This window comes from Serratia sp. HRI, assembly GCF_010119335.3.
GTDB lineage: Bacteria > Pseudomonadota > Gammaproteobacteria > Enterobacterales > Enterobacteriaceae > Serratia > Serratia nevei.
This window is the reverse complement of sequence record NZ_CP083690.1, coordinates 2,944,403-2,969,589: the sequence shown is the minus strand read 5'-3', so window position 1 is coordinate 2,969,589 and position 25,187 is coordinate 2,944,403. Positions and strand designations below refer to the sequence as shown.

22 protein-coding genes and 1 pseudogene are annotated in these 25,187 nt (G+C 58.8%); 11 read left to right on the top strand and 12 right to left on the bottom strand.

The genetic code is table 11. The features are described from left to right. Window positions 1–5 precede the first annotated feature (5 nt). The 5 genes and pseudogenes from glgX to asd all read right to left on the bottom strand — a co-directional run bounded on the left by glgX (window position 6) and on the right by asd (window position 7,035). Window positions 6–1,988: a glycogen debranching protein GlgX gene (gene glgX, locus GF111_RS14225; RefSeq protein ID WP_147190876.1), complete on the bottom strand. Its 1,983-nt coding sequence runs from the start codon at window positions 1,986–1,988 to the stop codon at window positions 6–8. Next, window positions 1,985–4,171, bottom strand: a complete 2,187-nt coding sequence (gene glgB, locus GF111_RS14220) for a 1,4-alpha-glucan branching enzyme (RefSeq protein WP_038873590.1) — start codon at window positions 4,169–4,171, stop codon at window positions 1,985–1,987. The genes glgX and glgB overlap by 4 nt, the downstream gene beginning before the upstream one ends. Before the next feature lie 475 nt (window positions 4,172–4,646). After that, window positions 4,647–4,937, bottom strand: coding sequence for a contact-dependent growth inhibition system immunity protein (locus GF111_RS14215; protein ID WP_047729668.1), 291 nt, complete (start codon window positions 4,935–4,937; stop codon window positions 4,647–4,649). An 8-nt stretch (window positions 4,938–4,945) separates the two neighbouring features. Beyond that, window positions 4,946–5,350: pseudogene (locus GF111_RS26750) on the bottom strand (RNase A-like domain-containing protein). A gap of 581 nt (window positions 5,351–5,931) precedes the next feature. Then, window positions 5,932–7,035 (bottom strand): aspartate-semialdehyde dehydrogenase, encoded by a 1,104-nt coding sequence (asd, locus tag GF111_RS14205; protein WP_016930397.1) that lies wholly within the window; start codon window positions 7,033–7,035, stop codon window positions 5,932–5,934. Window positions 7,036–7,429: 394 nt separating this feature from the next. Here asd and GF111_RS14200 point away from each other — a divergent pair, with 394 nt between their 5' ends. Continuing rightward, window positions 7,430–8,023 (top strand): YhgN family NAAT transporter, encoded by a 594-nt coding sequence (locus GF111_RS14200; RefSeq protein ID WP_025159894.1) that lies wholly within the window; start codon window positions 7,430–7,432, stop codon window positions 8,021–8,023. A 30-nt stretch (window positions 8,024–8,053) separates the two neighbouring features. On the opposite strand, the gene gntK is transcribed toward GF111_RS14200, so the two are convergent. From gntK to gntR, 3 genes are all read right to left on the bottom strand, one after another. Then, the gene (gntK, locus tag GF111_RS14195; RefSeq protein ID WP_033649350.1) at window positions 8,054–8,581 is read right to left on the bottom strand and encodes a gluconokinase; all 528 of its coding nucleotides are present in this window, start codon (window positions 8,579–8,581) and stop codon (window positions 8,054–8,056) included. A 101-nt stretch (window positions 8,582–8,682) separates the two neighbouring features. Continuing rightward, on the bottom strand, window positions 8,683–9,999 hold the full coding sequence (gene gntT / locus GF111_RS14190) for a gluconate transporter (protein WP_033636339.1): 1,317 nt from the start codon (window positions 9,997–9,999) through the stop codon (window positions 8,683–8,685). Between the two features lie 340 nt (window positions 10,000–10,339). Then, a complete protein-coding gene (gene gntR, locus GF111_RS14185; protein WP_004930833.1) occupies window positions 10,340–11,335 on the bottom strand; it encodes a gluconate operon transcriptional repressor GntR in 996 nt (331 codons plus the stop codon). Window positions 11,336–11,564: 229 nt separating this feature from the next. Between gntR and yhfZ the strand changes: the two genes are divergently transcribed. From yhfZ to GF111_RS14145, 8 genes are all read left to right on the top strand, one after another. Continuing rightward, entirely contained in the window at window positions 11,565–12,476 is a 912-nt protein-coding gene (gene yhfZ / locus GF111_RS14180) for a GntR family transcriptional regulator YhfZ (RefSeq protein WP_047729667.1), read from the top strand. Window positions 12,477–12,486: 10 nt separating this feature from the next. Next, window positions 12,487–12,843 (top strand): hypothetical protein, encoded by a 357-nt coding sequence (locus GF111_RS14175; RefSeq protein ID WP_038873597.1) that lies wholly within the window; start codon window positions 12,487–12,489, stop codon window positions 12,841–12,843. Between the two features lie 92 nt (window positions 12,844–12,935). After that, complete coding sequence (locus GF111_RS14170; protein ID WP_038873600.1) at window positions 12,936–14,099, top strand: YhfX family PLP-dependent enzyme; 1,164 nt, start codon at window positions 12,936–12,938, stop codon at window positions 14,097–14,099. Window positions 14,100–14,147: 48 nt separating this feature from the next. Beyond that, entirely contained in the window at window positions 14,148–15,377 is a 1,230-nt protein-coding gene (locus GF111_RS14165; RefSeq protein WP_038873601.1) for a phosphopentomutase, read from the top strand. After that, a complete protein-coding gene (locus GF111_RS14160; RefSeq protein ID WP_038873604.1) occupies window positions 15,370–16,263 on the top strand; it encodes a phosphotriesterase-related protein in 894 nt (297 codons plus the stop codon). The genes GF111_RS14165 and GF111_RS14160 overlap by 8 nt, the downstream gene beginning before the upstream one ends. A 13-nt stretch (window positions 16,264–16,276) precedes the next feature. Beyond that, complete coding sequence (locus tag GF111_RS14155; protein WP_038873606.1) at window positions 16,277–16,630, top strand: DUF2620 domain-containing protein; 354 nt, start codon at window positions 16,277–16,279, stop codon at window positions 16,628–16,630. Between the two features lie 10 nt (window positions 16,631–16,640). After that, window positions 16,641–17,951, top strand: a complete 1,311-nt coding sequence (locus GF111_RS14150; protein ID WP_038873609.1) for a YhfT family protein — start codon at window positions 16,641–16,643, stop codon at window positions 17,949–17,951. Window positions 17,952–17,998: 47 nt separating this feature from the next. Continuing rightward, window positions 17,999–18,856, top strand: coding sequence for a phosphatase PAP2 family protein (locus GF111_RS14145; protein ID WP_224217727.1), 858 nt, complete (start codon window positions 17,999–18,001; stop codon window positions 18,854–18,856). A gap of 74 nt (window positions 18,857–18,930) precedes the next feature. On the opposite strand, the gene GF111_RS14140 is transcribed toward GF111_RS14145, so the two are convergent. After that, entirely contained in the window at window positions 18,931–19,818 is an 888-nt protein-coding gene (locus GF111_RS14140; RefSeq protein ID WP_038873612.1) for a hypothetical protein, read from the bottom strand. 692 nt (window positions 19,819–20,510) lie between these two features. Next, window positions 20,511–21,206, bottom strand: a complete 696-nt coding sequence (locus GF111_RS14135) for a pirin family protein (RefSeq protein ID WP_038873615.1) — start codon at window positions 21,204–21,206, stop codon at window positions 20,511–20,513. A 390-nt stretch (window positions 21,207–21,596) separates the two neighbouring features. On the opposite strand from GF111_RS14135, the gene GF111_RS14130 reads away from it, so the two are divergent. Both GF111_RS14130 and GF111_RS14125 read left to right on the top strand, forming a co-directional pair. Beyond that, window positions 21,597–22,112 carry a GNAT family N-acetyltransferase gene (locus tag GF111_RS14130; protein ID WP_038871421.1) on the top strand — a complete coding sequence of 172 codons (516 nt, stop codon included), beginning with the start codon at window positions 21,597–21,599 and terminating at the stop codon, window positions 22,110–22,112. Beyond that, a complete protein-coding gene (locus GF111_RS14125; RefSeq protein WP_047729664.1) occupies window positions 22,105–23,286 on the top strand; it encodes a P1 family peptidase in 1,182 nt (393 codons plus the stop codon). Before GF111_RS14130 ends, GF111_RS14125 begins: the two co-directional genes overlap by 8 nt. Window positions 23,287–23,344: 58 nt before the next feature. Here GF111_RS14125 and iolE read toward each other — a convergent pair whose 3' ends face one another. After that, complete coding sequence (gene iolE, locus GF111_RS14120; RefSeq protein WP_047729663.1) at window positions 23,345–24,241, bottom strand: myo-inosose-2 dehydratase; 897 nt, start codon at window positions 24,239–24,241, stop codon at window positions 23,345–23,347. 59 nt (window positions 24,242–24,300) lie between these two features. Continuing rightward, window positions 24,301–25,185, bottom strand: a complete 885-nt coding sequence (locus tag GF111_RS14115; protein ID WP_048232101.1) for a sugar phosphate isomerase/epimerase family protein — start codon at window positions 25,183–25,185, stop codon at window positions 24,301–24,303. Between the last annotated feature and the right edge of the window lie 2 nt (window positions 25,186–25,187).

The following is a 25,187-nucleotide window of genomic DNA, read 5'->3' as shown; positions in this document are numbered from 1 at the left end:
TTTTATTATTTCCGTACCAGAACGCAAAGCGAGCGCGCGTCCTGGTGCCAGGCGGGTAACACCGCCCGTGAGTCTTCCTGAGTGAACGGAGCGACAACCTGCCAATCGCCTTCCGGCAACCTCATCTCCACCGTTTGCGGCGTGGCGTTGACCAGCAGCAGCCAGCGCTGCGACAACAGGATCTGCATGAACAGATCGCCTTGCTCCCACTGCTGCGCGTCGAGCACCTGCCCTTGTGCGTTCAGCCACTGCACGCTGCCGTCGTCCTGCTGCCACCAGCGGTCCTGTTGCAACGCGGGGATCCGACGGCGCAGCGCGATCAGCGCCGCGACGTAATCGGTCAGCGCGTCATCCGCCGTGGACCAGTCGAGCCAGGTGGTGGCGTTGTCCTGGCAATAGGCGTTGTTGTTCCCCTGCTGGCTGTGTCCCTGTTCATCGCCGGCCAGCAGCATCGGCGTTCCCTGGGACAGCAACAGCGTGGCAAGCATCGCCCGCTGGCTGGCCCTGCGGCGTTGCACAATGGCGTCGTCGGCGACCAGGCCTTCCACGCCGTGGTTGTTGCTGAAATTGCGATCGCTGCCGTCGCGGTTGCCTTCGCCGTTCGGCTGATTGTGTTTCTCGTTGAAGCTGACCACGTCCTGCAGGGTAAAACCGTCATGGGCGGTCAGCATGTTGACGGTGGCGTAAGGCGCTCGCCCGCGCTGGTTGTACACATCGCTGGAGGCGGCAAAACGCCGGGCGAACTGGCCGAGCGACACGCCGCTCTGCAGCCAGAAACGACGCATGTCGTCGCGGTAATGGTCGTTCCATTCGGCGAAGCGGCCGGGAAACGCCCCCACCTGATAGCCGCCGGGGCCAACGTCCCAGGGTTCGGCAATCAGCTTGCAGCGCGACAGCACATCGTCCGCCAGCATCGCCTGGAACAGCGGCGCATCGCGATCGAATCCCGGCGTGCGGCCGAGCACGCTGCCCAGATCGAAGCGGAAGCCGTCGACATGGCACTCCCGCACCCAAAAATGCAGGCAGTCCATCACCCAGGCCACGCCCTGCGGCTGATCGAGCCGCAGGGTATTGCCGCAGCCGGTGTCGTTGACGTAGTCCCCTTCCGGCGTCAGCCAGTAGTAGCTCTGGTTGTCGATGCCGCTCAGCGACAGCATCGGCCCGTCCATATCCAGCTCGGCGCTGTGGTTGAACACCACGTCGAGGATCACCTCGATGCCGGCTTGGTGCAGCGCCTTGACCGCATCGCGAAATTCGTTCAGCGGCGTGCCGTCGGTGCTCAGGCTGGCGTAGCGGTTGTCCGGCGCATAGGGCGCCAGCACGTTATAGCCCCAGTAGTTGATCAGCCCCAGCCGCTGCAGACGCGGTTCGGAGGTATGTTGCTGCACCGGCAGCAGTTCCAGCGCGGTGATGCCGAGGCGTTTGAAGTGGGCGATCATCACCGGGTGCCCCAGCGCGGCGAAGCTGCCGCGCAGCGCCGGCGGAAGCTTCGGGTGCAGCAGCGTCAGGCCGCGTACGTGCGCTTCGTAAATCACCGTTTGCCCCCAGGGCATGGCGGGCGGGCGATCGTCCTGCCAGTCGTAGCATTGGTCCACCACCACGCATTTCGGCATCAGCTCGGCGCTGTCGTGCGGATCCGGCCGATCGTAACCGCCGTGCAGGTGCGGGTGGTCCGCCACCGGCCCTTCCACCGCGCGCGCGGCCGGATCGAGCGCCAGCTTGTTGGGGTTGAACCGCTGTCCGTTCGCCGGGTCGAACGGGCCGTAGACCCGGTAACCGTAACGTTGTCCCGGCTTGCCGCCCGGCAAATAGCCATGCCAGATATCGCCGCTGCGCGCCGGCAGCGGCAGGCGCACCTCACGCTGCTGGCCGTCGAACAGGCACAGCTCCACCCGCTCGGCATGCGCCGAGTACAGGGTAAAGTTGATGCCTTCGCCGTCGTAATGCGCGCCCAGCGGCGCGGCGCGGCCGGCCGTCAGCTCCGTCATGGTGCCTCCCGCAGCAGATAAATGGTCGCCAGCGGCGGCAGCGTCACGCAGATGGAAAAGTCGCGGCCGTGGCTGCCGACCGCTTCGGAAGAGACCCGCCCCTGATTGCCGGCGTTGCTGCCGTGATAGTGGTGCGAATCGGTATTGAGGATCTCGTGATAGTCGCCGGCGCGGGAGAGGCCGATGCGGTAGCGGTAGCGCGGCACCGGGGTAAAGTTGCTGATGGCGATCAGCTCATTGCCCTGCGAATCGTAGCGCGCGAACGCGAACACCGAGTTGTCGTGATCGTCGACCACCAGCCACTCGAAGCCGTCCGGGCGGTAGTCGCGCTCGTACAGCGGCGCCTGCTGCCGGTAGCAGTGGTTTAGATCGCGTACCAGTCGCTGCACGCCGTTATGCCAGTTATCCAGCCCTTCCAATAAATGCCAGTCGAGGCTGGTATCGAAATTCCACTCGCGCCCCTGTGCGAATTCGCAGCCCATAAACAGCAGCTTCTTGCCCGGATGCGCCCACATAAAGCCGTAATAGGCGCGCAGGTTGGCGAATTTCTGCCAGGCGTCGCCCGGCATACGGTCGAGGACCGATTTTTTGCCGTGCACCACTTCATCGTGCGAGATAGGCAACACGAAGTTCTCGGTATAGGCGTACAGCATGCCGAAGGTCATCTGGTTGTGGTGATACTTGCGGTGCACCGGATCGCACTTCATGTAATTGAGCGTGTCGTGCATCCAGCCGAGGTTCCATTTGTAGTGGAACCCCAGACCGTTGGCGTCCGGCGGCAGGGTGACACCGGGGTAGTCGGTGGACTCCTCCGCCAACGTCACCGCGCCCGGCTGCGCCTGGCCGATAGTCTGGTTGGTGTAACGCAGGAAGGCGATGGCCTCCAGATTCTCGTTGCCGCCGTAGTAATTCGGCACCCATTCGCCGTCGGCGCGGCTGTAGTCGCGATAGATCATCGACGCCACCGCATCCACCCGCAGCGCGTCGATGCCGAAGCGCTCCAGCCAATACAGCGCGTTGCCCGCCAGGTAGTTGCGCACCTCGTGGCGACCGTAGTTGTAAATCAGCGTATTCCAGTCCTGATGGTAGCCCTCGCGCGGATCGGCGTATTCGTACAGCGCCGTGCCGTCGAAGTTCGCCAGGCCGTAGGCGTCGCTGGGGAAGTGCCCCGGCACCCAGTCGAGGATCACGTTGATGCCCGCCTCATGCGCCGCCGCCACGAACGCCCTGAAATCGGCCGGCGTGCCGAAGCGCCGGGTCGGCGCATACAGCCCCAGCGGCTGATAGCCCCAGCTGCCGTCGAACGGGTGCTCGTTGATCGGCAGCAGCTCGATATGGGTGAATCCCATGTCCTTCACATAGTCGATAAGCTGCACCGCCAGCTCGCCGTAGCTGAGCCAGAAGTGGTTGTCGGTGTGGCGACGCCATGAGCCGAGATGCACCTCGTAGATGGCGATCGGCTGGTCAAAATCGTTGGCGCGGCGGCGCGCCTGCGTCGACGGCACCACCTCCGGCAGCGGCGCCACCAGCGAGGCGGTGTCCGGGCGCATCTGCGCCTCGAAGGCGTAAGGATCGGCTTTCAGCTGGGTATTGCCGTAGCAATCGACGATTTCATATTTGTACAGCTGGCCGGCCCGCACGCCGGGCAGGAACAGCTCCCAGATGCCGTTTTCACGCCGCAGACGCATCGGATGGCGGCGGCCGTCCCAGAAGTTGAACTCCCCCACCACCGAGACGCGCTGGGCGTTAGGCGCCCAAACGGCAAAGCTGACGCCGTCGACGCCATCCAGCGTGGCGAGGTGAGCCCCCAGGCGTTCATAGGGGCGCAGGTGCGTGCCCTCGGCCAGCAGCCAGCTGTCGATGTCCTGCAACAGCGGGCCGAACCGGTAGGGATCGTCGACAGTCTGTTGGTGATCGCGCCAGCTGACCTGCAGCTGATAGCGGAAAGGATTTTTGCGCCGCGGCACCACGGCGCTGAAGAAGCCGCGCGGGTCGTCGCAGTTCAGCTGCGCCAACCGCCGGCCGGTTTGCTGCTCAATCAGCCAAACCTCGGTGGCGTCCGGCAGCAGCGCACGCACCTGCAGACCGTTATCGGTCGCATGCATGCCAAGCAGAGCAAAGGGATCGGCGTAATGGCCGGAGATGATCTGATCAATCACGTCACGATCGGAAAGTACAGGCATAGTCTTCTTCCTTAGATTAACAGCATGATCTAAGCACGGCTTGTTGGTTATTCCTTGGCCGTTTTGGTCATCATGCAATGCATTCGGACTCTAAAGCGTGATTGCGGTCGGTTATTGACCAATCTTTACTCTGCCGACCTGAATTTCGCTCTTTATGCTTATTTTTTGAAATATTTCAGTCATGGTGAAAAATTGTTCGCCCATGCCTTAAGCATAGCCAATGTCTGTTAAAAACTGCTCAGCATTGCTCAGGAAAATTCTTCATTAAGAAAACTGCCAGCCCGGCGGCTTCTGCATGCGGCGGCCGACGAGGAGATATGCGGGGTGGAGCCCGGTGAAACGAGGCTTGCGGTGACGTTGCCCGGCGCGGTGCGCGGCGAACAAAAAAGCGGAAAATGAGGCTTTAGGGGGCTGAAATCAGCCAGCCCCCAGGAAGTGCGGGTTTACAACAAAGTACAGAAGCAGCAGGTATCGCCTATTCCAAAGCAGAGATCACCTTCTCAAGAAACGATCGCGCTGTGTATCCCCATGGCGCTGGTGCAAACTCCCCATCAGCAAGTTCAGCAACAGCAAGTTCAAGCTGTTGTTCCCCAGGATATTGCGCCAGCAACGCTCGTGCTTCATCGACGGTTTTTCTCACTGTCGCGGTATTTTCCGTCTCCCGATAAGAGGCCAGGATCTCTTCTACAGACTCTCCAAATAAATCATAATCTTGCCCAAAAAAAACACGCACAAGTGTACCGAGATTAGCGACTGAAAAGCCCATAGGGTCCCTTATCTGATAATGGGGTAAGCGGTTAAAATGTAATATGGCTTACCGTTGTAAATCTTCTTTAGCAAGACAACTCGCACACTGTTGGACGTTAATTGAATTGCGCCTCCTTGCCTGTAGCCAAAACCAACCGCTTTACCCGCCTGATACGTGAGTTCAAGCACGTTGGCCGAAGCAGGCTGTTGCGACTAGTGCTTAATAAGCGAGTGATTCACTCACAACGCCCGACTAATTGCGTATTCAGCAGTACGTAAATCTGTAAACGCCGAGGCTGATTGTAAACCAGGGCTCTTTGCCAAGCGCTCCAACAATTCCTCTGAGCTTTTAGCGACATGCTTAGCAATGGTGTGCCCGCCTCCTTTGGCACCGGCTATAGACTCGTGCTCAAGCAATTTTAGTTGCCCCACCCGAAGGCAGCCACGCGCGCAACGCCTAAAGCGCTTGCAAACACCAGCGGAACGGCAATATCTACCGTTAAACCGACGTTGTAGGCCGTATCCTCGTCGGCCCCCAACATCTGAGCCAGCAAAACCGCCGACTTGTAAGTATCTGTCGTAAATGATCGACCGGTAATGATCTGATTTTAAGCGGTTTTTATGCTATCCATGCTGTGAGTGCCTACGACCACGCATCCCACTTTGGTTAACAATGTTGGGTCAGGTGCATAGCACATAACCCCAGCCCCAAGAAGTTCGACGACTCCCCCCGCCAAACCCAGCCCCCATGAGCCGATTACTCCAGGTTTCCCCTTCTGTGACCGTGCTATCCGATATCACGGCCGCTAGCTGCACGGGTGAAAGCGCAACCTGCAATCCTTCGTTGGAGATCATATCCCTATACCTGCACTATGTAGACAATGCGTTTATAAATACCACAGCACAGGTTAACTTGTAACCACACTCAGACAATACCGACATGACCCAACTCATATGAAAAAGCCCGCAATAAGCGGGCTTTGAAATACTACAGATGAACTGGCGAGTGGGGTTTACAACAGGATACGCAGCATGCGGCGCAGCGGCTCGGCCGCGCCCCACAGCAGCTGGTCGCCCACGGTGAACGCCGACAGGTATTCCGGCCCCATATTCAGCTTGCGCAGACGGCCGACCGGCGTATTCAGCGTACCGGTCACCGCCGCCGGCGTCAGTTCGCGCATGGTCAGCTCACGGTCGTTCGGGATCACGCGCACCCAGTCATTGTGCGTCGCCAGCATCTGCTCGATTTCCGGCAGCGACACGTCTTTTTTCAGCTTCAGGGTGAACGCCTGGCTGTGGCAGCGCAGCGCGCCAACGCGCACGCACAGACCATCGACCGGGATCACGCTGCCGGTGTTCAGAATCTTGTTGGTTTCCGCCTGACCCTTCCACTCTTCACGGCTCTGGCCGTTGTCGAGCTGCTTGTCGATCCACGGGATCAGGCTGCCGGCCAGCGGCACGCCGAAGTTATCGGTCGGCAGTTTGCCGCTGCGGGTGGCCTCGGTCACCTTGCGCTCGATATCCAGAATGGCGGAGGCCGGGTCCTGCAGCTCCTTCGCCACGTCGGCGTGCAACATGCCCATTTGGGTCAGCAGTTCGCGCATGTGGCGCGCGCCGCCGCCGGAGGCCGCCTGGTAGGTGGCGACCGACGCCCACTCCACCAGATCGTTGGCGAACAGACCGCCGAGCGACATCAGCATCAGGCTGACGGTGCAGTTGCCGCCGACGAAGGTTTTGATACCTTTGTCCAGGCCCTGCTGAATCACCGCGTGGTTGACCGGATCCAGGATGATGATGGCATCGTCCTGCATGCGCAGCGAAGAGGCCGCGTCGATCCAATAACCCTGCCAACCGCTGGCGCGCAGCTTAGGATACACTTCGTTGGTATAATCGCCGCCCTGACAGGTAATAATGATATCGAGCGCGCTCAGCGCGTCGATGTCATACGCATCCTGCAGCGTGCCCTGCTGGCCGCCGAAGGCCGGCGCGGCAGAACCGTGCTGCGAGGTAGAGAAAAAGACCGGGCGAATGGCGTCGAAATCGCGCTCTTCCGTCATGCGTTGCATGAGAACCGAGCCGACCATTCCGCGCCAACCGATGAAACCAACGTTTTTCATAATATCTGTTTCCCGCCCGGATAAGGGCTATGTAGGTGATAACGAGTTGTGTGCAATATCTCTTCACCTTACAAAATGTCGGCGCGGGCGCAAAGTGAATTTATTCGATGGCTGGGGATTTCTCAGCAATCCTTCTTATATACCCGTCGTCTTTCAAACTGCAGCGTTGTTACCTGCACGTAGTTACGTGGCCCATCCGTGGGCCACGCCCCAAGGGGCCGCTGCGAGCAGCGTTCAAATCTGCTCCCGGCAGATTTGTCATACCCCAGTCACTTACTTGAGTAAGCTCCTGGGGATGCGATCGCTGGGCGCCTAGCTGCAATTTGAAATCCATAGGGTATAGGCAAGGACGCGGCCGGAAAGGCCGAGGCGTTTTCCCGATCACGAGGTCACCATGACAGAGATGATTTCCGCTACGGTATTGCTGTTTTTAATTATGGACCCGCTGGGCAATCTGCCGATTTTCATGTCGGTGCTCAAGCACCTGGAACCGCGCAGGCGCCGGGTGGTGCTGATCCGCGAGCTGCTGATCGCCCTGCTGCTGATGCTGATTTTCCTGTTCGCCGGCGAGAAAATTCTGGCGTTCCTCAACCTGCGTACCGAAACCGTCTCCATTTCCGGCGGCATCATTCTGTTTCTGATCGCCATCAAGATGATTTTCCCGTCTCAGGAGGGCAACAGTTCGGGCCTGTCCGCCGGCGAAGAACCCTTCCTGGTGCCGCTGGCGATCCCGCTGGTGGCCGGGCCGTCGATTCTGGCGGCGCTGATGCTGCTGTCGCACCAGTATCCGCACCAGCTGCCCCATCTGGTGGCGGCGCTGCTGATCGCCTGGGGCCTCTCCGCGGCCATTTTGCTGATGTCGAATCTGTTCCTGCGCCTGCTGGGCAGCAAAGGCGTCAGCGCGCTGGAGCGGTTGATGGGGCTGATTCTGGTGATGCTGTCGACCCAGATGTTCCTGGACGGCGTGCGGGCTTACATGAAGCTGTAGGCGCCTGACGGCGCCGACGACGGCCCGCGCTTAGCGGGCGGTGATACGGTTGATGCAGGCGAGCGTGTCGGCGACCACGCCGTCCAGCGGCTGGTTGATGTCGATCGCCTGCACATCCGGCTCCTGCTCGCCCGGCTCTTCCAGCGTGGCGAACTGCGAAACCAGCATCTGCGGTTTGAAGAAGTGGCCTTTGCGCTGTTTCAGGCGCTCCTCAATCACCGTCTTGTCCCCTTTCAGGTAGAGAAAATGCAGGTTGCGATTGCCTTCGCGCAGGCGGTCACGATAGCTTTTTTTCAGCGCCGAACACACCAGCAGCGACACCGGATTGGTGCGTTGCATGGCGAAGATGGCGTCGTTGAGCGCAGCCAGCCACGGAGCGCGATCGTTGTCGTCCAGCGCATGCCCGGCGGCCATTTTGTTGATGTTAGCGCGCGGGTGCAGGTAATCGCCGTCCAGCATGGCGGCATCGGCTTCCCGGGCGACGGCGCTGGCCACGGCGGATTTACCGCTGCCGGACACCCCCATCAGGATAAATACGTGATTCTGCGGATTACTCATTGTGTCATGCCCTTATGGGAACTGGCGCGATCGCGCCAAATGCGTCCCAACTGATAAAGATACTCTGGAACGCCGACGCCCCGCAGGGCGTCGGATAACGATTATACGACCGTCGCCAGCAGCAGGCAGCCTACCAGGCCGCACACCGAGATGATGGTTTCCAACACCGACCAGGATTTGATGGTTTCCATGATGCTCAGGTTGAAGTACTCCTTGAACAGCCAGAAGCCCGGATCGTTAACGTGCGAGAAGATAACGCTGCCGGAACCGACCGCAATCACCATCAGCTCAGGGCTGACGCCGGTGGTGGCGATCAGCGGGGCGACGATGCCGCCGGCGGTGATTGCCGCCACGGTGGCGGAACCCAGCGCCAGACGCAGCGCGGCGGCGATCGACCAAGCCATCAGGATCGGCGAAACGTTGCTGCCTTCCATCAGGCCGGCGATGTACTGCTCGACGCCGCTGTCCACCAGCACCTGTTTGAAGGCGCCGCCGCCGCCGATGATCAACAGCATCATGGCGATGATTTTAATCGAGTCGGTGATGGTGCCCATCACTTCATCCATGGTGCGGCCGCGGTTCAGGCCGAAGGTGAAGATAGCGATCAGCACGGCGATCAGGGTCGCCATCACCGGGTCGCCGAAGAACTCGGCGAAGCGCAGCAGGCTGTGGCCCTTCGGCAACACCATTTCAGCCACCGCGCGCAGCGCCATCAGGATCACCGGCACCAGCGACGTGGCGACGCTGACGCCAAAGCTCGGCATCTCTGCTTCGGTAAAGGTTTTCGGGTTGTACAGGCCTTCCGGCACCGGCTTGTCGATGCCTTTCAGGAAGCGGGCATAAACCGGGCCAGCCAGGATCACCGTCGGGATCGCCAGCAGCGTGCCGTACAACAGGGTTTTACCCATGTCGGCATGGAAGATGGTGGCGATGGCCGTCGGGCCTGGGTGCGGCGGCAGGAAGCCGTGGGTCACCGACAGCGCGGCGGCCATCGGCACGCCGACGTACAGCAGCGGGATGCGCGCGGAGGCGGCGATGGTGAACACCAGCGGCAGCAGCAGCACGAAGCCCACTTCGTAGAACAGCGCGAAGCCGACGGTGAAGCCGGTCAGCACCACCGCCCATTGAATATGTTTTCTGCCGAACTTGTCGATCAGCGTGGTGGCGATGCGCTGTGCGCCGCCGCAGTCCGCCAGCAGTTTGCCGAGCATGGCGCCGAAGCCCATGATCAGCGCCAGGCTGCCCAACGTGCCGCCCACGCCGGCCTTGATGGAGCCGATGACCTTATCGACCGGCATACCCTGTGCGATCCCGACCGCCAGAGCAACCAGCACCAGAGAGATAAAGCCGTTCAGCTTGAAGCGGATCATCAGCAGCAGCAGCAGCGCTACGCCGCCTGCAACAATCACTAATGGCATAATTTTTCTCCAACCTTTTATCGCGACTCTCTTTACGATAGGCGTAAAGCGTGCGGTTGTTTTATTTTTAGGCTCTTTCCCGGTGTTTAAGAAGAGCTGTAGGTGTTGTTGATTCAGAGGTTCAGTCTTGCAGCAAGATGACCGCACGCTCGTTGTTACCGGTATCATGATACCGGTAACAACATGAGCGCCGGAACCGGGTAAGCGGCTAAAATTCGCGTTCTGGGACAGAGATCAAACTTATGCCGGCAACGAGCGGCGGGCTTACAGGCGGGATAACCCGCGCGCCTCAGGGCGCGCTGCAAAAAGAAAGGGTGTTAAAACAGAACGTTAAAATGGCTCAGATACTGCCGCCGGGGATCACGGTGAAACCGACGTCCACCATGCGCGGGCACACCGTTTCGCCGCGCAGCCGGGCCAGCAGGCGCTCGGCACCGATCTGCCCCATGCGTTCGCGCGGCGTCAGCACGCTGGCCAGCTTAGGCACCATCACCTGACCGATATCATGGCCGTGGAAACCGGCGATCGCCATGTCCTGCGGGATCGACAGCCCCTGCCGCTGGCACTCGAAGGCCGCGCCGATCGCCAGGTCATCGTTGGTGCAGAAGATACTGTCGATCTGCGGATAATCGCGCTGCGCCTGGCGCAGCAGCTCGCCGCCGGCGGAATAGGAGGAAGACCGCGCGGTCATGATGCTGTACGGCTCCAGGCCGGATTCACGCATCGCCTGCTCATACCCCTGTTGTTTGATGATGGTACGTTCATCCTGACGGGCGCCGAAGTAGACCACGTGACGGTGGCCGTGCGCGATGATTTGCTGCGTCATCTGGCGCGCCGCCTCGAAGTTGTTGAAGCCCACCGCCAGATCGATGCACGGCGAGACGCAGTCCATCAGCTCCACCACCGGAATGCCCGCCACCTCGATCATTTTCAGGGTGCGCGGCGTGTGATGGCGCTCAGACAGGATCAGGCCGTCGATATTGTAAGAAAGCAGCGAGGTCAAACGCTCTTCTTCACGCTCCGGCAGGTAGCCATAGTGCGCCAGCATGGTCTGGTAGTTGTGCGCGTCAGTGACGCTTTCGATGCCGCGCAGCACTTCGGCGAACACCTGGTTGGTCAGCGACGGCAACAGCACGCCAATCGCCCGGCTGGTGGCGTTGGAGAGGATGTCCGGCGCGCGGTTGGGGATGTAGCCCAGCTCATCCAGCGCGACGGCGATTTTTTGCTGCAGGGCGGCAGAAACCTGGTCGGGATTGCGCAGATAACGGCTCACCGTCATCTTGGTCACGCCCACCTTGTCCGCCACATCCTGGAGTACCGGCCGTTTTTTCTTCATTATCAATGAACTGACTAACCGTGAATGGGCAGTCATTTTAGCAAAAAAAACGGCGGGCCGATATTGTCGGTTATGCGACGGTCGACAGAACTCACAGATTCCATTCCCCGCGCCAAGCGGAAACAGATCACCGGTACGTGCACTTCATCACACATTCGCCGTAATTTTTGGATCTCTCTACGCTTTTAGTGTATCTCTGGCATAAATCTTCACTTAAATGAATATTTAAATGAGCCGCAGTCAATTTATAAAAAAAGAAGGGTTATCGCTGAGCTGTCTGGCGATGTACTTGCTGGGATGCCAATCGGGGGATCGATTAAAAACGATTGGCGAACTGGCCCGCGACAACACCCTATCCATCGGTTTGATGCAGGCGGCGCTCAAGACGCTGGAAAGCGCAGGCTGCATAACCGTACAACGCAGCGGGCGCAACGGCAGCTTCTTAACCCATGTGGACTATAGGTCGCTGCTGGATTACGCCAACATTTCCCGCGTTGTTTGCGCCATGCCGCTGCCCTATACCCGCGAGTACGAAGGGCTCGCCAGCGGATTGAAGCGCGAGTTTTCCGACGTGCCGTTCTACTTCGCACATATGCGGGGAGCGGATATTCGCGTGGAATGTTTGCGCAATGGCATTTATGACCTGGCGGTCGTCTCGCGCCTGGCCGCTGAAGAATATGCAAGCAGGCCGGAAAACGGGGTGAAGATCGCGGCGACGCTTGGGGAACATTCTTGGGTGTCGCATCAGATCATTCGCCGCCGCGGAGATCGCTGCGCAGTGGGTAGAGTCGGCGTGGACTGCCGTTCTATGGACCAAAAGCTGCTGACGGATATGGTCTATGACCCGGCGAGGGTCGCGCGGGTGGAAGTCCCTTACCACGATTGCCTGAGCCGGCTCGAAAACGGCACCATCGATGCCGTCGTCTGGAACGTCGAGAACCGCCAGGTGTTGGCTCGATACGGGCTGGAAGCCACGCCTCTGGAAGGAGATCAACGCGTCGTGCTGGCGACGGAGGCCACCATTTTAATCCGCAGCGATGACCGGAGCACCGGGAAACTGCTGGATACTTTTGTCGATACGCACCGGGTTCGCCAGCACCAGCGTGCCGTGGTGTCAGAAGAGATTGAGCCCAGCTATTGAAGGAGACGTTGTGGAAGAGAAGATGAAGCTGCTTTGCCAGACCGGAGTGATAGATGAAGACATTTTCATCGGCATGTTGCAAGTCATTGACGATCTGGAAACGCACTGGGGGCGCCCGTTACCCGAGGAACAGGGGTGGATGGCCATCGTGCACATGGCTAACGCGCTGATGCGTTCACGGCGTGGCGAAATCATCGAACCGCTGGGCGAAGACTTTCTGCAGGAGATCGCCGCATCGGGCGAACTGACTTACCTGCGGCGGCTAAATGATGCGCTACTGGCAAAGTTCAGCGTACGGCTGCATCCCAATGAAGAAGGCTATCTACTGGCCAACCTGTTTGGCCTACGCGCCCAACAACAGCTTTGATTTTTTCACACCAAATATTCAAAAAAATGAATATTTAGACAACGATCGGTTCGATGTTTCAAAAACCGCTGTATTAAGGAGTCGCCAACCCTATGTTTTTAGATGCGCTACGCAAACAAAATCAGCCGCTGATTGACACTTCGCTCGGGCTGCTGCGACAGCACAAGCTCACGCCGGATACCTGGGTGATCGATGTGGATATGGTGGAAGAGAACGCGCGCCGCATTCTGCAAACGGCGGAAAAATATCGTGTGACGCCGTATGTGATGAGCAAGCAGTTCGGGCGCAATCCCTGGCTGACCCAACAAATTATCGCCTTGGGATTCAGCGGAGCGGTAGCGGTGGACTTCCGCGAAGCGCGATGCCTCGCCAATAGCGGCGTGCCGCTTCGCCATCTGGGGCATCTGGTGCAAATCCCGGACGGGGAAATCGAAAGCGCGCTGCGATGCCGGCCGGAAGTCATCACGGTCTTCTCATTTGACAAAGCGCACAGGATCGCCGAATGCGCCCGGCGTCTCGGCATACGGCAACGCCTGCTGCTGAAGGTATGCCAGACCGGCGACATCGTCTACCCCGGCCAGGAAGGCGGTTTTCAGCCTAACGAACTGCTTGACGTCGCCACCCGCATCACCGCGCTTGGCGGCGTGGAAATCGCCGGCGTCACGCATTTTCCCTGTGTCCTGGCGTCGCCCTCGAACGGTGAAAACCTCACCACGCCGAACTTTAAAACGCTGGTCAACGCGGCGGAAACGCTGCGCGCGGCGGGCTTTCCTATCGAACAGATTAACGCCCCGTCGGCCAATAGCTGCGACACCATCCCTGCGCTTGCCCGCGGTGGCGCGACGCATATTGAACCCGGCCATGCGTTTACCGGCACCATTCCTGCCAACGAATGTGGCGAGCAGCCGGAACGCATCGCCATGCTTTATCTGTCGGAAGTGTCTCATAACGCAGGACCGAACAGCCTGTGCTTCGGCGGCGGCTATTATCGTCGCGGCCGCCTGCGGAATGCGCTGGTTTTCGCAGGGGATGCCCTTCACGAGACGCGGACGCTGCCGTTCAAATCGGACAATATCGATTACTACCTGGGGCTAGAGGGCAATTTCGCGGTTGGCAGCCCGGTCATCATGTGCTTTCGCACACAGATCTTCGTCACCCGCAGCGACGTAGCGCTTATCCAGGGCATCAGCACGGGCCAGCCAACAATAGCCGGGCTCTACGACAGCTTGGGCAATCCTATCGTCTCACGGCAATAGCCAAACGGCACCGACGTCTTAGCCGCCAATGTCATGGGGGAACACAGCATGAACAAATTTGTAGTCCTGGTGCTCGACAGCTTTGGCGTCGGTGCCATGGAGGATGTGCCGCAAGTCAGGCCGAACGACATAGGCGCCGATACCTGCGGCCATATTCTGCAGCAATGTCCCGATCTCCGTCTGCCCGCAATGGAAAGATTGGGCTTAATCAACTCACTGGGATACCGGGCCAACGTGATGGAACCCAATCCGCAGGCAAACGTCGGCAAAGCGGCGCTGCAACATGAAGGCGCCGACTCTTTCATGGGACACCAGGAAATTATGGGAACTCAACCCAAGCAGCCCCTCAGAGTGCCGTTTGGCGAAATCATGGATGAAACAGCCGACGCCTTGCGAAAGGCGGGCTACCGGATACAGCGGCTCCCGGTGACGGCGAATACCGCATACCTGTGGGTTAACGACGCCGTGGCTGTCGGCGATAACCTTGAAACCGACCCAGGCCTGGTCTACAACGTGACCGCCAACCTGAACCTGATCGATTACGACACGGTCAGAAAAATCGGCGCGATCGTTCGGCGATGCGCGCGCGTGAGCCGCGTCATCGTCTTCGGCGGAAAAAGCACCAGCAACGAAGCCATCGCCGCAGCAGCGCAAAGCCGGCAAAACATGTACGCCGGCATCAATGCCCCGCTCTCGGGCGTCTACCGACAAGGCTTCCGGGTCGTTCATTTGGGATACGGCGTCGATGAGACCGTACAGGTCCCCGCCTGCCTAAAACGTCAAGGGATCCCCACATCCCTGATAGGGAAAGTGGCAGATATCGTCGCCAACCCCGGCGGCGACAACTTCGGCGGGATTGTCGACTCCGCGCACATCATGGCGCTTACCCTGAGCGAAGCTCAACGGCCAGGCCCCCGCTTCATCTGCAGCAATATACAGGAAACCGATTTGGCCGGGCATGCGCAGGATGTGGCGCGTTATGCGGAGCGCCTGCAACTGGTGGACGGGTATCTGACGCATCTCATGTCGCTGCTGGATAAGGACGACGTGTTGGTGGTCATGGCCGATCATGGTAACGATCCGACTATCGGACATTCGCAGCACACGCGCGAGTGCGTGCCTCTGCTGGTCTGGCGCCCGGGCGTCACCGGCATCCGGCTGGGTGATCGCGCCACCCTGTCCGACGTGGGCGCTTCCGTTTGCGAAGCCTTCGGCGCTCCCGCACCGCAGAACGGCGCCTCTTTTTTCTCATTACTGCAGGGGAACTCACATGACTGATCGGATTGAATGGCTCAACGCCAGCGGCTACACCTATGCACATGAACATCTGCATATCGATCTTTCACCGTTCAAGCATAACGATGACTGTCGCCTCGACGACTATGCTCTGCTGCGCGATGAAATGAAGGCGTTAATGGCGCGGGGCGTCCGCAACATCGTCGAAGTCACCAATCGCTATATGGGGAGGGATGTCCACTTCATCGCGCGGCTGATGCGCGATACGGGCATCAACGTGCTGCTGTCCACCGGCTATTACCAGCAGGATTTCTATCCCGAACACGTCGCCACCCGAGATGCGCAAACGCTGGCCGCCGAAATGATTGCCGAAATTGAATGCGGCGTCGACGGCAGCGGCCTGCGCGCCGGCGTGATTGCCGAAATCGGCAGCAGCGAGGGCCGCATCACGCCCGACGAAGCAAAAATGTTCCACGCCGCCGCCCTGGCTTACCACGCTACGGGCCGGCCAATCTCCACGCATACCAGTTTCAGCACCATGGGGCCGGAGCAGCTCGCTCTGCTGCAATCTTACGGTGTGCCGGCCGATCGGGTGGTGATTGGCCACTGCGACCTGAAAGACAACCTGGAAACTGTCCTGCACCTGATCGATCAGGGCGCGTGGGTACAGTTCGACACCATCGGCAAAAACAGCTACTACCCGGATGAAAAACGCGTGGCGATGCTGACCGCGCTGTCGCAACGCGGCCTGCTCGATCGAGTGATGCTGTCGATGGATATCACGCGCCGTTCGCATCTGCGCGGCAACGGCGGACCCGGATTCAGCTACCTGCTTGACAGCTTCGTTCCGCTGTTGCTGGAGGCGGGGATCGGTCAGCAGGCCGTGACCTCAATGCTGCAACACAACCCAAATCGGTTCTTCAAATAATAAGGTGATAGCCATGAAAAAAATCGGAATTGCAGGTTTACAGCGGGAGCAGATCAAACAGGCCATCGAGACCGCCGCCCCAGGCGCTTTTGAAGTCAGCATCTTAAACGACATGGAGGCCGCCGCCCGAGTCAAAAACGGCGAGCTGGATTATTTCATCGGCGCCTGCAATACCGGCGCCGGCGCGGCGTTGTCTATCGCGATTGCCATCATCGGCTTCAACAAATGCTGCACGATCGCCAAGCCGGGCATTCGCGCGAAAGAAGAGCAAATCACGAAGTGGGTAGCGGAAGGAAAAGTCGCTTTTGGCCTTTCCGTCGAGCATGTCGAGCATGCGATCCCGCTGTTGGTTCGGCAACTGTCATAAGGAGGCGAAGATGGACCATATCCTCTCCGTCATTCTGGTATCCCTGCTGACGGGCATGACGGCGCTGTTATCTCACCGTTCGGCGGCAGTCTTTCATGACGGTATTCGCCCTATTCTTCCGCAGCTGGTGGAAGGCCATATGAACCGCCGGGAAGCGGGCAGCATCGCTTTTGGCCTCAGCATAGGGTTCGTGGCCTCCGTCGGCATTTCATTTACGCTGTCCACCGGCCTGCTGAACAGCTGGCTGCTGTTTCTGCCTACCGACATCATCGGCGTGCTGGCCGTCAACGTGTGGCTGGCATTCATTCTCGGTGCAATCTGGGGCATTCTGGTCTTCACCAGCCTGCAGCCCATCAACCAACTCCTGACCTCGCTGCCGGTAGACATCATTGGCGCGCTGGGGGAACTGAGCAATCCGGTCGTGTCAGCCTTCGCGCTCTTTCCCCTGGTCGCCATTTTCTACCAGTTTGGCTGGAAACAAAGCGTGGTCGCCGCCCTGCTGGTGCTGCTGTCGCGCCTGATCGTCGTGCGTTATTTCCCGCATCTGTTCCCGGAATCGATCGAAATCTTCGTCGGTATGGTTTTGCTGTTGGGCATCGCGATTTTCCGCGATCTGAAAGATCGGCGGGCCTCCCCAACGGGTGAAGAGACTTCGACCCCGTCGATGTTTGAGGAGCGCACACAGCGTATCATCAACAACCTGCCGCTTATCGCCATAACCGGCGCGCTGATTTCCGCCGTCGCCAGCATAAAGATCTTCGGCGGCTCTGAGGTCTCGATCTATACGCTGGCGAAAGCCTACGCGCCCGGCATCTCGCCCGCAGAGTCAGACGCCCTCCTACACCAGGCAGCGCTGGCCGAATTCATGCGCGGGCTTGGATTCATTCCACTGATCGCCACTACCGCATTGGCAACCGGGGTATATGCGGTGGCCGGCTTCACGTTCGTCTTTGTCGTCGGTTACCTTTCACCCTCACCCTGGCTTGCCGCGCCGGCGGGAGCGATCGTCATCACGCTGGAAATCCTGCTGCTCCGCTATATCGGCAAATGGCTGGGCCGATATCCTTCGGTGCGCAATGCATCCGACAATATCCGCAACGCAATGAACATGTTGATGGAGTTCGCCTTGTTGATCGGCTCGATTTTCGCGGCCATCAAAATGGCCGGGTACACGGGGTTCAGCATGGCAGCGGCGCTCTACTTCCTCAACGAAGCGCTCGGCCGCCCGGTACTGAAAATCGCCGCGCCGGTGGTGGCGGTAATTATCACCGGCATTCTGCTCAATATTTTCGGCTGGATCGGTCTGTTTGTTCCGCAGTGATCAAACCGGCGCCATTACTGAAACAACATTATGTCAGGAAGGGAATAATGATGGCTACATTAGTTCTGAACATAAGAAGAGCCGTTACCGGGCTCGCCCTGATTTGCCTGCAAAACGCGCTGGCGCATGCCGAGTCCATCGCGCCCAACAGCGATACCCGCGAACGTTGGCGGGTGGACTATGCGGATATCGGCTATCCGAACGTAGGCTTTTCTCCCTATATCAAAGGCTGGATCAACGGTTATCTTACGCCTGCGGACTATCCGGACGGCGCGGCAATCCTACCGCCCCCACCGGTTGAAGGCAGCGCGGCCTGGAAAGCCGACGTGGAAATCTTTTACCAGCTTCGCAAACTGCGCGATACGCCCCGGGGCCGGGTGGCGGTGGAGGATGCCAATCTGTCCTTCGATGCCATCGGTCGGGCTTTCTCCGACGCGTTGGGCACGGAGATTTCGCGCAAGCACACGCCGCATACCCATCTTTTGCTCAGCCGGCTGCTCACGGACGCCGGCTATGCTTCCAACGGCGCGAAAAAGGCCTACGCCCGCATTCGCCCCTACTCCGCGCTACGGGTGGACAGCTGTACTCCTAAAGAACACAACGCGCTCAGCAACGATGGCGGCTCCTATCCCTCCGGGCATGCCGTAACCGGTTTCGTATGGGCGATGACGCTGACGGCGATGGAGCCACAACGCGCGACGGAACTCATGCACAAAGGTTATGAGTTTGGCCGCAGCCGGCTGATTTGCGGCGTCCACTGGGCCAGCGATGTCGAAGCCGGCCGCGTGTTGGCGGCCGGTGCCTTTGCCCGATTGCAAGCCAGCGCGGAATATCAGCAGCAATTTCGGGAAGCAAAACGAGAGATAGATCGGCTGTTACTGCAGCAGCAAACGCAAGAGCGGTAACCCTAGCCCGCGTCGATTCCCCCGTGCGCAAGCGCGGGGGAATCATGTCATGCCGTGGCGACTACTGAAGAGCATTAGGGATTAAACGGGGTGTCATATCCTGCGAATTCATAGACATACTGCAAAATCGCCGTGCCGTTTTCATCCGCCCGGTTTTCATGATCGACCAACAGGGCAGTAATGCCCTCCGCACCACGCAGATGGGCGCCGCCGAGTAACCCCGACATAGTGATTTCCACCGCATCCGGCACGCCAGGCGGCGGCGTCAACACGGGATGGCATTCAGACCAACGAATAGTGGTGCCCAAATAATCATTCAGGGTTTTGCCTCTCTCCGCCAGCAAACGCACCATGCCCTCGTACTTATCGACAAAATGATCTTTAGCGACATAGTCCTGTTTATCGGGATCGAGAACATCGTCAAAACTATTAATGCCGTGTTTGCCGGTAAAGGTGCCTTGCCAGGTATTTACATCCGTGACATGCACTTCGCCTTTGCCAGGCAGATTCATGATCTTATCCCGCACGCCGTTGGCCCAATTTGACACCGGCACGTCGGAATAATATTTAGGAAGATGATTTTCATCATAGTGCGTGTAATATCCCAGATCCCAAAAATCCTGTTCGCTGAGCTGATAACCGATAAAGCCGAGATAATTCATCGTCGCGTACTGCATTTGCTTGAACATCTGCGGGTCCGTTGAACCTTGAGTATAATATTTACCAATGCCCAAACGCTCGAAATACTCTCTTATCGAGACATTGCTTTTGGTTGTCGTTCCATCCTGGGCCCGAATAACCCGGCCGGGATACTCCACATCCTGATAAGAAGTCGCGGTTGGATTATCATAATTTTCGGCATAGTATTGCGCTTTTTGCGGATCGATAGTGCTTTCGAAAGTGAGTATCGCATTTAAGAAATCATCATAAGTGCCGTTACGTTCATTTTTAATTTTCATCATTTTTCCTCTATCTCCAGGTATGAAACTGTTTTCTGCAAACGCCATTCATGCCATAGAAAGCCCATACACCTGAGAGCGTACATCACCAAGGCGAAGCAGTTGAAAGCGAAAATAAATTGACGAATGAAATTAATACTATGTTTAGCACGTAACTTAATTAACGACCATCCTCCAATCAACAAACCGGAACCGCCCTGGAATCGATTTATGGCCGGTTTTCTTTACATATTTCAATCATCAAACGCTATTAATCCATCAGCTCACATACATTTCACCTGAAATTAACGTTATGAAAACATCGGCGATTGCATTATGTTTGCAATTAACACGTTACCAGGAAAATATTAGCTCCTATAATAATTCAAAGACCTTTATTTAATTGTTCAATAAATGATCTGACTGTAAATATTATCATCAACAATGTAAAGCACGATAACTTTAATCGTATTCACCCTCGCGCCAGGAGTATAAAAATCACACAGATAAATAGGAATCAAATTTTTCGGTCAAAAGGAAGCAAACATTTTTTTTGAAACCTGGCGCGATGGGGGCGCAAGAAAAGCAGAAGGGAATAGCCGAGCCATAATGCGAAAAACAAACCAGCGCTCCAGGCGAAGCCTGAAGCGCTGGGCTGGTCATATTGCGCCACTCGCCGCATCAGCGGCCGTGCGTTCTTGATATTTACCGCTTAATCACACCGGCGGCAGATCGAACAGCAGGATTTCGCTCTCTTCGTCGGCCTGAATCGTCAGCGCCGATTCATCCCACACCGCAAACGCGTCGCTGATGCCAGCGGCCTGGCCGTTGACCGAGACCTTGCCGCGCACCACCTGGATCCAAATGCGGCGGCCAGCGGCGATCGGATACTCACCCTGTTCGCCTTTATTCAGCGCCCAACGCGACAGCGTCATATCCTGGAACACCTTCAGCGAACCGTCGCGCGCATCCGGCGACAGCACCAGCTGACGGCCCTGCGGCGCGTCGAACATGCGCTGCTCGTAGCGCGGCTCCAGCCCGACCTGATCCGGAATGATCCAAATCTGGTACAGGTGCAACGGACGATCCTGATTGGCGTTGTACTCGGAGTGACGCACCCCGGTGCCTGCGCTCATGATCTGGAATTCGCCGGCCTGGATCTGCTCCTTGTTGCCCATGCTGTCCTGGTGTTCCACCGTGCCGCTCAGCACATAGGTCAGGATTTCCATATCTTTATGCGGGTGGGTACCGAAACCCTGCCCCGCGTCGATCACGTCTTCGTTGATCACACGCAGCGCCGAGAACCCCATAAAGTTCGGATCGTAGTAGTCGGCAAAAGAGAAGGTGTGCCAGCTATCCAGCCAGCCATGATTGGCGTGGCCGCGGTCTTCCGCTTTACGTACATAAATCATATTCAACTCTCCTCAATGTTTTTTTACAGTCTAGTCCTGCGGGCAGAATAAGAAAGCGTAAAAAACTCATGCCTCTGTTCAAAAATTTCGATGGAATGAAGCGGCAGATGGGCAACGGATTTGTTGAAGGCGGAAGCGGTTGAAAAAGGGCAAAAAAAAAAGCCAGCACCCGAGCTGGCTAAGTAAACACTGGAAGCAATGTGAGCAATGTCGTGCCTTCGCAGCGAGAGTATCAAGGGTTGATGCCCTCCCCGGAACGCATCGCAATAATAATCATTATCATTCGCACCTGTAAAGCGTTTTTTTTGACCCGTTCAAATAATATTGACTCAAGGCAGTAAACGGATAAATTCAGAGGTTATTCAACCGGTAAACAACAGGAGCAGCGAGATGAGCGAGATCGTGATACGCCACGTGGAAACTACGGATGCGCAAGCCCTGCATCATCTTTATTCTCAGACGCCCGTCTATCGCGATACGCTGCAGCTCCCGCTACCGTCCGTCGAGTCCTGGCAGAAGCGCCTCGCCAATCCCGAACCAGGCACGCATAACCTGGCGGCCTTCATCGACGGGCAGCTTGCCGGCCAGCTGGCCGTCATGCTGAACCAGCGCGTGCGCCGCCGCCACGTGGCCACCTTCGGCATCGGCGTCGATCCGCGCTACCACGGCAAAGGCGTCGGTAGCCGCCTGATGCAGGCAATGATAGACCTGTGCGACAACTGGGCGGCCATCGAGCGCATCGAGCTGACGGTGTTCACCGACAACCCGGCGGCCATGGCGCTGTACCGCAAATTCGGTTTCGAGATAGAGGGCACCAGCCGCGCCTATGCCATGCGCGACGGCGTATTGGTCGACGCCTACCATATGGCGCGTTTGCGCTCCGGGCAGCCGCACGGCGATGCGTAATCGTCCCCATCCGCAGGGGCCGCTGCGCCGGCCCCTGTGCATCAACCGCCGAACCTTTTTACAAGCGCTGGCCGGCCTGACCGCCGCCGTCGGCATATTCTCTCCTCTCACCCCGTTAGGTGCCGCTATGCCAACTTCCGCCGCCGGGCGCCCAGGCGCCCGCAACCTGATTACCGATGTGCCGGGCCTGAAGGTCGGCGCGGCGCAAGACAGCCGGGTGCGTACCGGCACAACGGTTATCCTGCCGGACAGCCCGGCGATCGCCGCCGTAGACGTACGCGGCGGCGGCCCAGCCACCCGGGAAACCGACGCGCTGGGTGAAGACAATCTGGTACAGACCGTCGATGCGCTGACGTTCAGCGGCGGCTCGGTTTACGGCCTGGCGGCGGCGGATGGCGTCGCGGCCTGGCTGGGGCAACAGGGCCGAGGCTACGCGCTGCGCCCGGCCCCCGGCGTGCCTGTCTCCCCTATCGTGCCCACCGCCTGCCTGTACGATCTGGCCAACGGTGGCGACAAAAACTGGCAGCTCACGCCGCCGTATCGCCAACTGGGCATCGATGCGGTCGGCAAGGCCGGGCTGGACTTTCCGCTGGGCACCGTCGGCGCCGGCTATGGCGCCATGACCGGCATGGGTAAGCTGAAAGGCGGCCTCGGCTCGGCATCTATCATTGCCGCCAATGGCGCTACCGTCGGCGCACTGGTAGCGGTCAACAGTTTGGGTGCGGTGGTCGCGCCCGGCACCCGCGCCTTCTGGGCGACCCCCTATGAAATTGACGGTGAATTCGGCAACGGCGGCGCAGCGGCGCTGGCGCAACTGCGCGCGCAGGGCGAAGATTGGATGGAACAAGAGCCGCAGGGCGGCAGAAAGAACACCACCCTGGCCTGCATCGCCACCGACCTGGCGCTGACGCGGGTGGAGTTGAAACGGGTGGCCATCATGGCGCAAGACGGCATGGCGCGCGCCATCCGCCCGCTGCACAGCCCGTTTGACGGCGACGTGGTGTTCGCCCTGTCCACCGGGCAACGTGAGGTTCAGGGCAGCCGCGAACTGGCGGTGCTGCAGATCGGCGCGCTGGCGGCGGACACCCTGGCCCGGGCGATCGCCCGTGGCGTACATGCCGCCACGCCGTGGCCCGGCAGCCAGGTCGCAACCTGGCAAACGCTCGGCGGCTAACACGCCGCCACCAAAAAAGGGGCGCTGGCGCCCCTTAATCATGATTAACCCTCGCCGCTTAAATGCCGGCGGTTTCCCGAATATAACGGCGCGCTTTTACCGCATACTCGAACGGATTGGCCAGCGCCGGATCCTGCTCGGCCTCCACCACCATCCACCCTTTGTAACCGCGCTCGTCCAGTAGCTTGAACACCGGCCTGAAGTCGATCACGCCATCACCCGGCACGGTGAAGGTGCCCTTCTTCACGCCGTCGAGGAAGCTCAGCTTGTTGGCTTTCACTTCCGCCACCACCTCATCGCGCACGTCCTTCAGATGGACGTGGTTGATGCGCGGCAGATACTTCTCCAGGATCGCCATCATCGCCTGCTGGCTGCCTTCCGAATAGTAGGCGTGGCCGGTATCGAACAGCAGGTAGACGTCGTCGTTGACCATGCTCATGTAGCGATCGATTTCGGCCGTGGTCTGAATGCCGGTGCCCATGTGGTGGTGCAGACACACCTGCATGTCTTTGCCGGCGGCGATCTTCGCCAGCTCGTTGTAACCGTCAGCCACGCGCTGCCACTCTTCATCGCTGAAGTACGGCTTCTCTTCGAACACGCCTTTGGTGGTGCCCTGAATGCTCTTGCTCTGCTCGGAGCAGCCGATCACCCTGGCGCCCATGGCATGCAGGAAATTCATGTGGTTGATAAATTCATCGATGGTTTTGTCTTTCTGGCCGTCGGCGAAAAAGGTGCTGAACCAGGCGTTGCAGATCTGGATGCCGCGAATATCCAGCATCGGTTTCAGCACCGCCGGATCGCGCGGGTATTTGCTGCCCACTTCGCTGCCGGTGAAGCCGGCCAACGCCATTTCGCTGACGCACTGCTGGAAGGTGTTTTCCTTGCCCAGATCGGGCATGTCGTCGTTGGTCCAACCGATTGGCGCAATGGCCAATTTCACGTTGTCTTTATTCATGGTCTGCCTCGGTCCTTGGAGGGCCGCCGGTGCAAACGCCGCCGGCGAGCCGAATAAGATTATTTGCCCAACAGCTCTCTTTCGATGCGCTCTCTGGTCGCTACCGCCTGGCTCGGCATCTTTTCCGGGTAGCCGAACAGTGAGGTGCAGATGATCGATTCGCCGCCGACCTTGAAGCTGCGGTTGGCAAATTCCATGTCGCGCAGCGTCTGGAACAGGGCGTCGAAATTCACCTCGCCTTCGCCGATGCCGACGTGCTGATGTACCGCGGCGTCAACGCCCGGCGGGTTGACGATATAACGGCAATGCTTGGTGTGATTCATGGTGTCGGCGATCAGCACGTGGGAAAGATCGTCCCCGGCGTACTGCAGCATGCCGGCCACGTCACCCTGCCCCTTGTCGTAGTAGAAGGTATGCGGCACGCTGTAGAGGTATTTGACGTGGTCGCTGCGCAGCGACTTCACCAGATCGGCGGTTTCGTTGCCCAGCTCGCAGAAGTCCCACGGGTGCGACTGGATCTCCATACGGATACCCTCGCGCTCGACGATCGGCAGCAGCTCCTCCATCGAGCGATACCACAGCTCCTCGCAGATCTCCGGTTCGTTGGGGTTACCCGCCAGTTCGGTGTTAATCACCTGCACGCCCATTTCCACCGCGATTTCGATCATCCGCCGCCAGTTTTTGACCGCCGCCTGGCGGCGATCTTCCCCCGGCCCGGACCAGCGATACACCACGATAAATGAGGAGATCTCCACGCCGGCCGCTTTCAGGGCGTTTTTATACTCCGCCATGATTTCGCGGCTGGCCTTCGGATGCTTGTAAAACGGGTTGATCTGCGGGTGCGGCGACTGCTCGATGTATTTGTAGCCCCAGTCTGCCACCTGCTGCACCATTTTGGTCACGCCCAAATCCCGTATAACGTCGACATCAAAAGCGATCTTCATGG

What these genes read in the sequence shown, in the direction of transcription:
- GF111_RS14215 (WP_047729668.1), bottom strand. Translation starts at nt 4,937, where the DNA reads ATGGGCTTTTCAGTCGCTAATCTCGGTACACTTGTGCGTGTTTTTTTT.
- GF111_RS14130 (WP_038871421.1), top strand. Translation starts at nt 21,597, where the DNA reads ATGAGCGAGATCGTGATACGCCACGTGGAAACTACGGATGCGCAAGCC.
- GF111_RS14125 (WP_047729664.1), top strand. Translation starts at nt 22,105, where the DNA reads ATGCGTAATCGTCCCCATCCGCAGGGGCCGCTGCGCCGGCCCCTGTGC.
- gntT (WP_033636339.1), bottom strand. Translation starts at nt 9,999, where the DNA reads ATGCCATTAGTGATTGTTGCAGGCGGCGTAGCGCTGCTGCTGCTGCTG.
- GF111_RS14150 (WP_038873609.1), top strand. Translation starts at nt 16,641, where the DNA reads ATGGACCATATCCTCTCCGTCATTCTGGTATCCCTGCTGACGGGCATG.
- GF111_RS14135 (WP_038873615.1), bottom strand. Translation starts at nt 21,206, where the DNA reads ATGATTTATGTACGTAAAGCGGAAGACCGCGGCCACGCCAATCATGGC.
- GF111_RS14165 (WP_038873601.1), top strand. Translation starts at nt 14,148, where the DNA reads ATGAACAAATTTGTAGTCCTGGTGCTCGACAGCTTTGGCGTCGGTGCC.
- GF111_RS14160 (WP_038873604.1), top strand. Translation starts at nt 15,370, where the DNA reads ATGACTGATCGGATTGAATGGCTCAACGCCAGCGGCTACACCTATGCA.
- iolE (WP_047729663.1), bottom strand. Translation starts at nt 24,241, where the DNA reads ATGAATAAAGACAACGTGAAATTGGCCATTGCGCCAATCGGTTGGACC.
- asd (WP_016930397.1), bottom strand. Translation starts at nt 7,035, where the DNA reads ATGAAAAACGTTGGTTTCATCGGTTGGCGCGGAATGGTCGGCTCGGTT.
- GF111_RS14170 (WP_038873600.1), top strand. Translation starts at nt 12,936, where the DNA reads ATGTTTTTAGATGCGCTACGCAAACAAAATCAGCCGCTGATTGACACT.
- gntR (WP_004930833.1), bottom strand. Translation starts at nt 11,335, where the DNA reads ATGAAGAAAAAACGGCCGGTACTCCAGGATGTGGCGGACAAGGTGGGC.
- GF111_RS14140 (WP_038873612.1), bottom strand. Translation starts at nt 19,818, where the DNA reads ATGATGAAAATTAAAAATGAACGTAACGGCACTTATGATGATTTCTTA.
- glgB (WP_038873590.1), bottom strand. Translation starts at nt 4,171, where the DNA reads ATGCCTGTACTTTCCGATCGTGACGTGATTGATCAGATCATCTCCGGC.
- GF111_RS14145 (WP_224217727.1), top strand. Translation starts at nt 17,999, where the DNA reads ATGATGGCTACATTAGTTCTGAACATAAGAAGAGCCGTTACCGGGCTC.
- GF111_RS14200 (WP_025159894.1), top strand. Translation starts at nt 7,430, where the DNA reads ATGACAGAGATGATTTCCGCTACGGTATTGCTGTTTTTAATTATGGAC.
- gntK (WP_033649350.1), bottom strand. Translation starts at nt 8,581, where the DNA reads ATGAGTAATCCGCAGAATCACGTATTTATCCTGATGGGGGTGTCCGGC.
- GF111_RS14155 (WP_038873606.1), top strand. Translation starts at nt 16,277, where the DNA reads ATGAAAAAAATCGGAATTGCAGGTTTACAGCGGGAGCAGATCAAACAG.
- glgX (WP_147190876.1), bottom strand. Translation starts at nt 1,988, where the DNA reads ATGACGGAGCTGACGGCCGGCCGCGCCGCGCCGCTGGGCGCGCATTAC.
- GF111_RS14115 (WP_048232101.1), bottom strand. Translation starts at nt 25,185, where the DNA reads ATGAAGATCGCTTTTGATGTCGACGTTATACGGGATTTGGGCGTGACC.
- yhfZ (WP_047729667.1), top strand. Translation starts at nt 11,565, where the DNA reads ATGAGCCGCAGTCAATTTATAAAAAAAGAAGGGTTATCGCTGAGCTGT.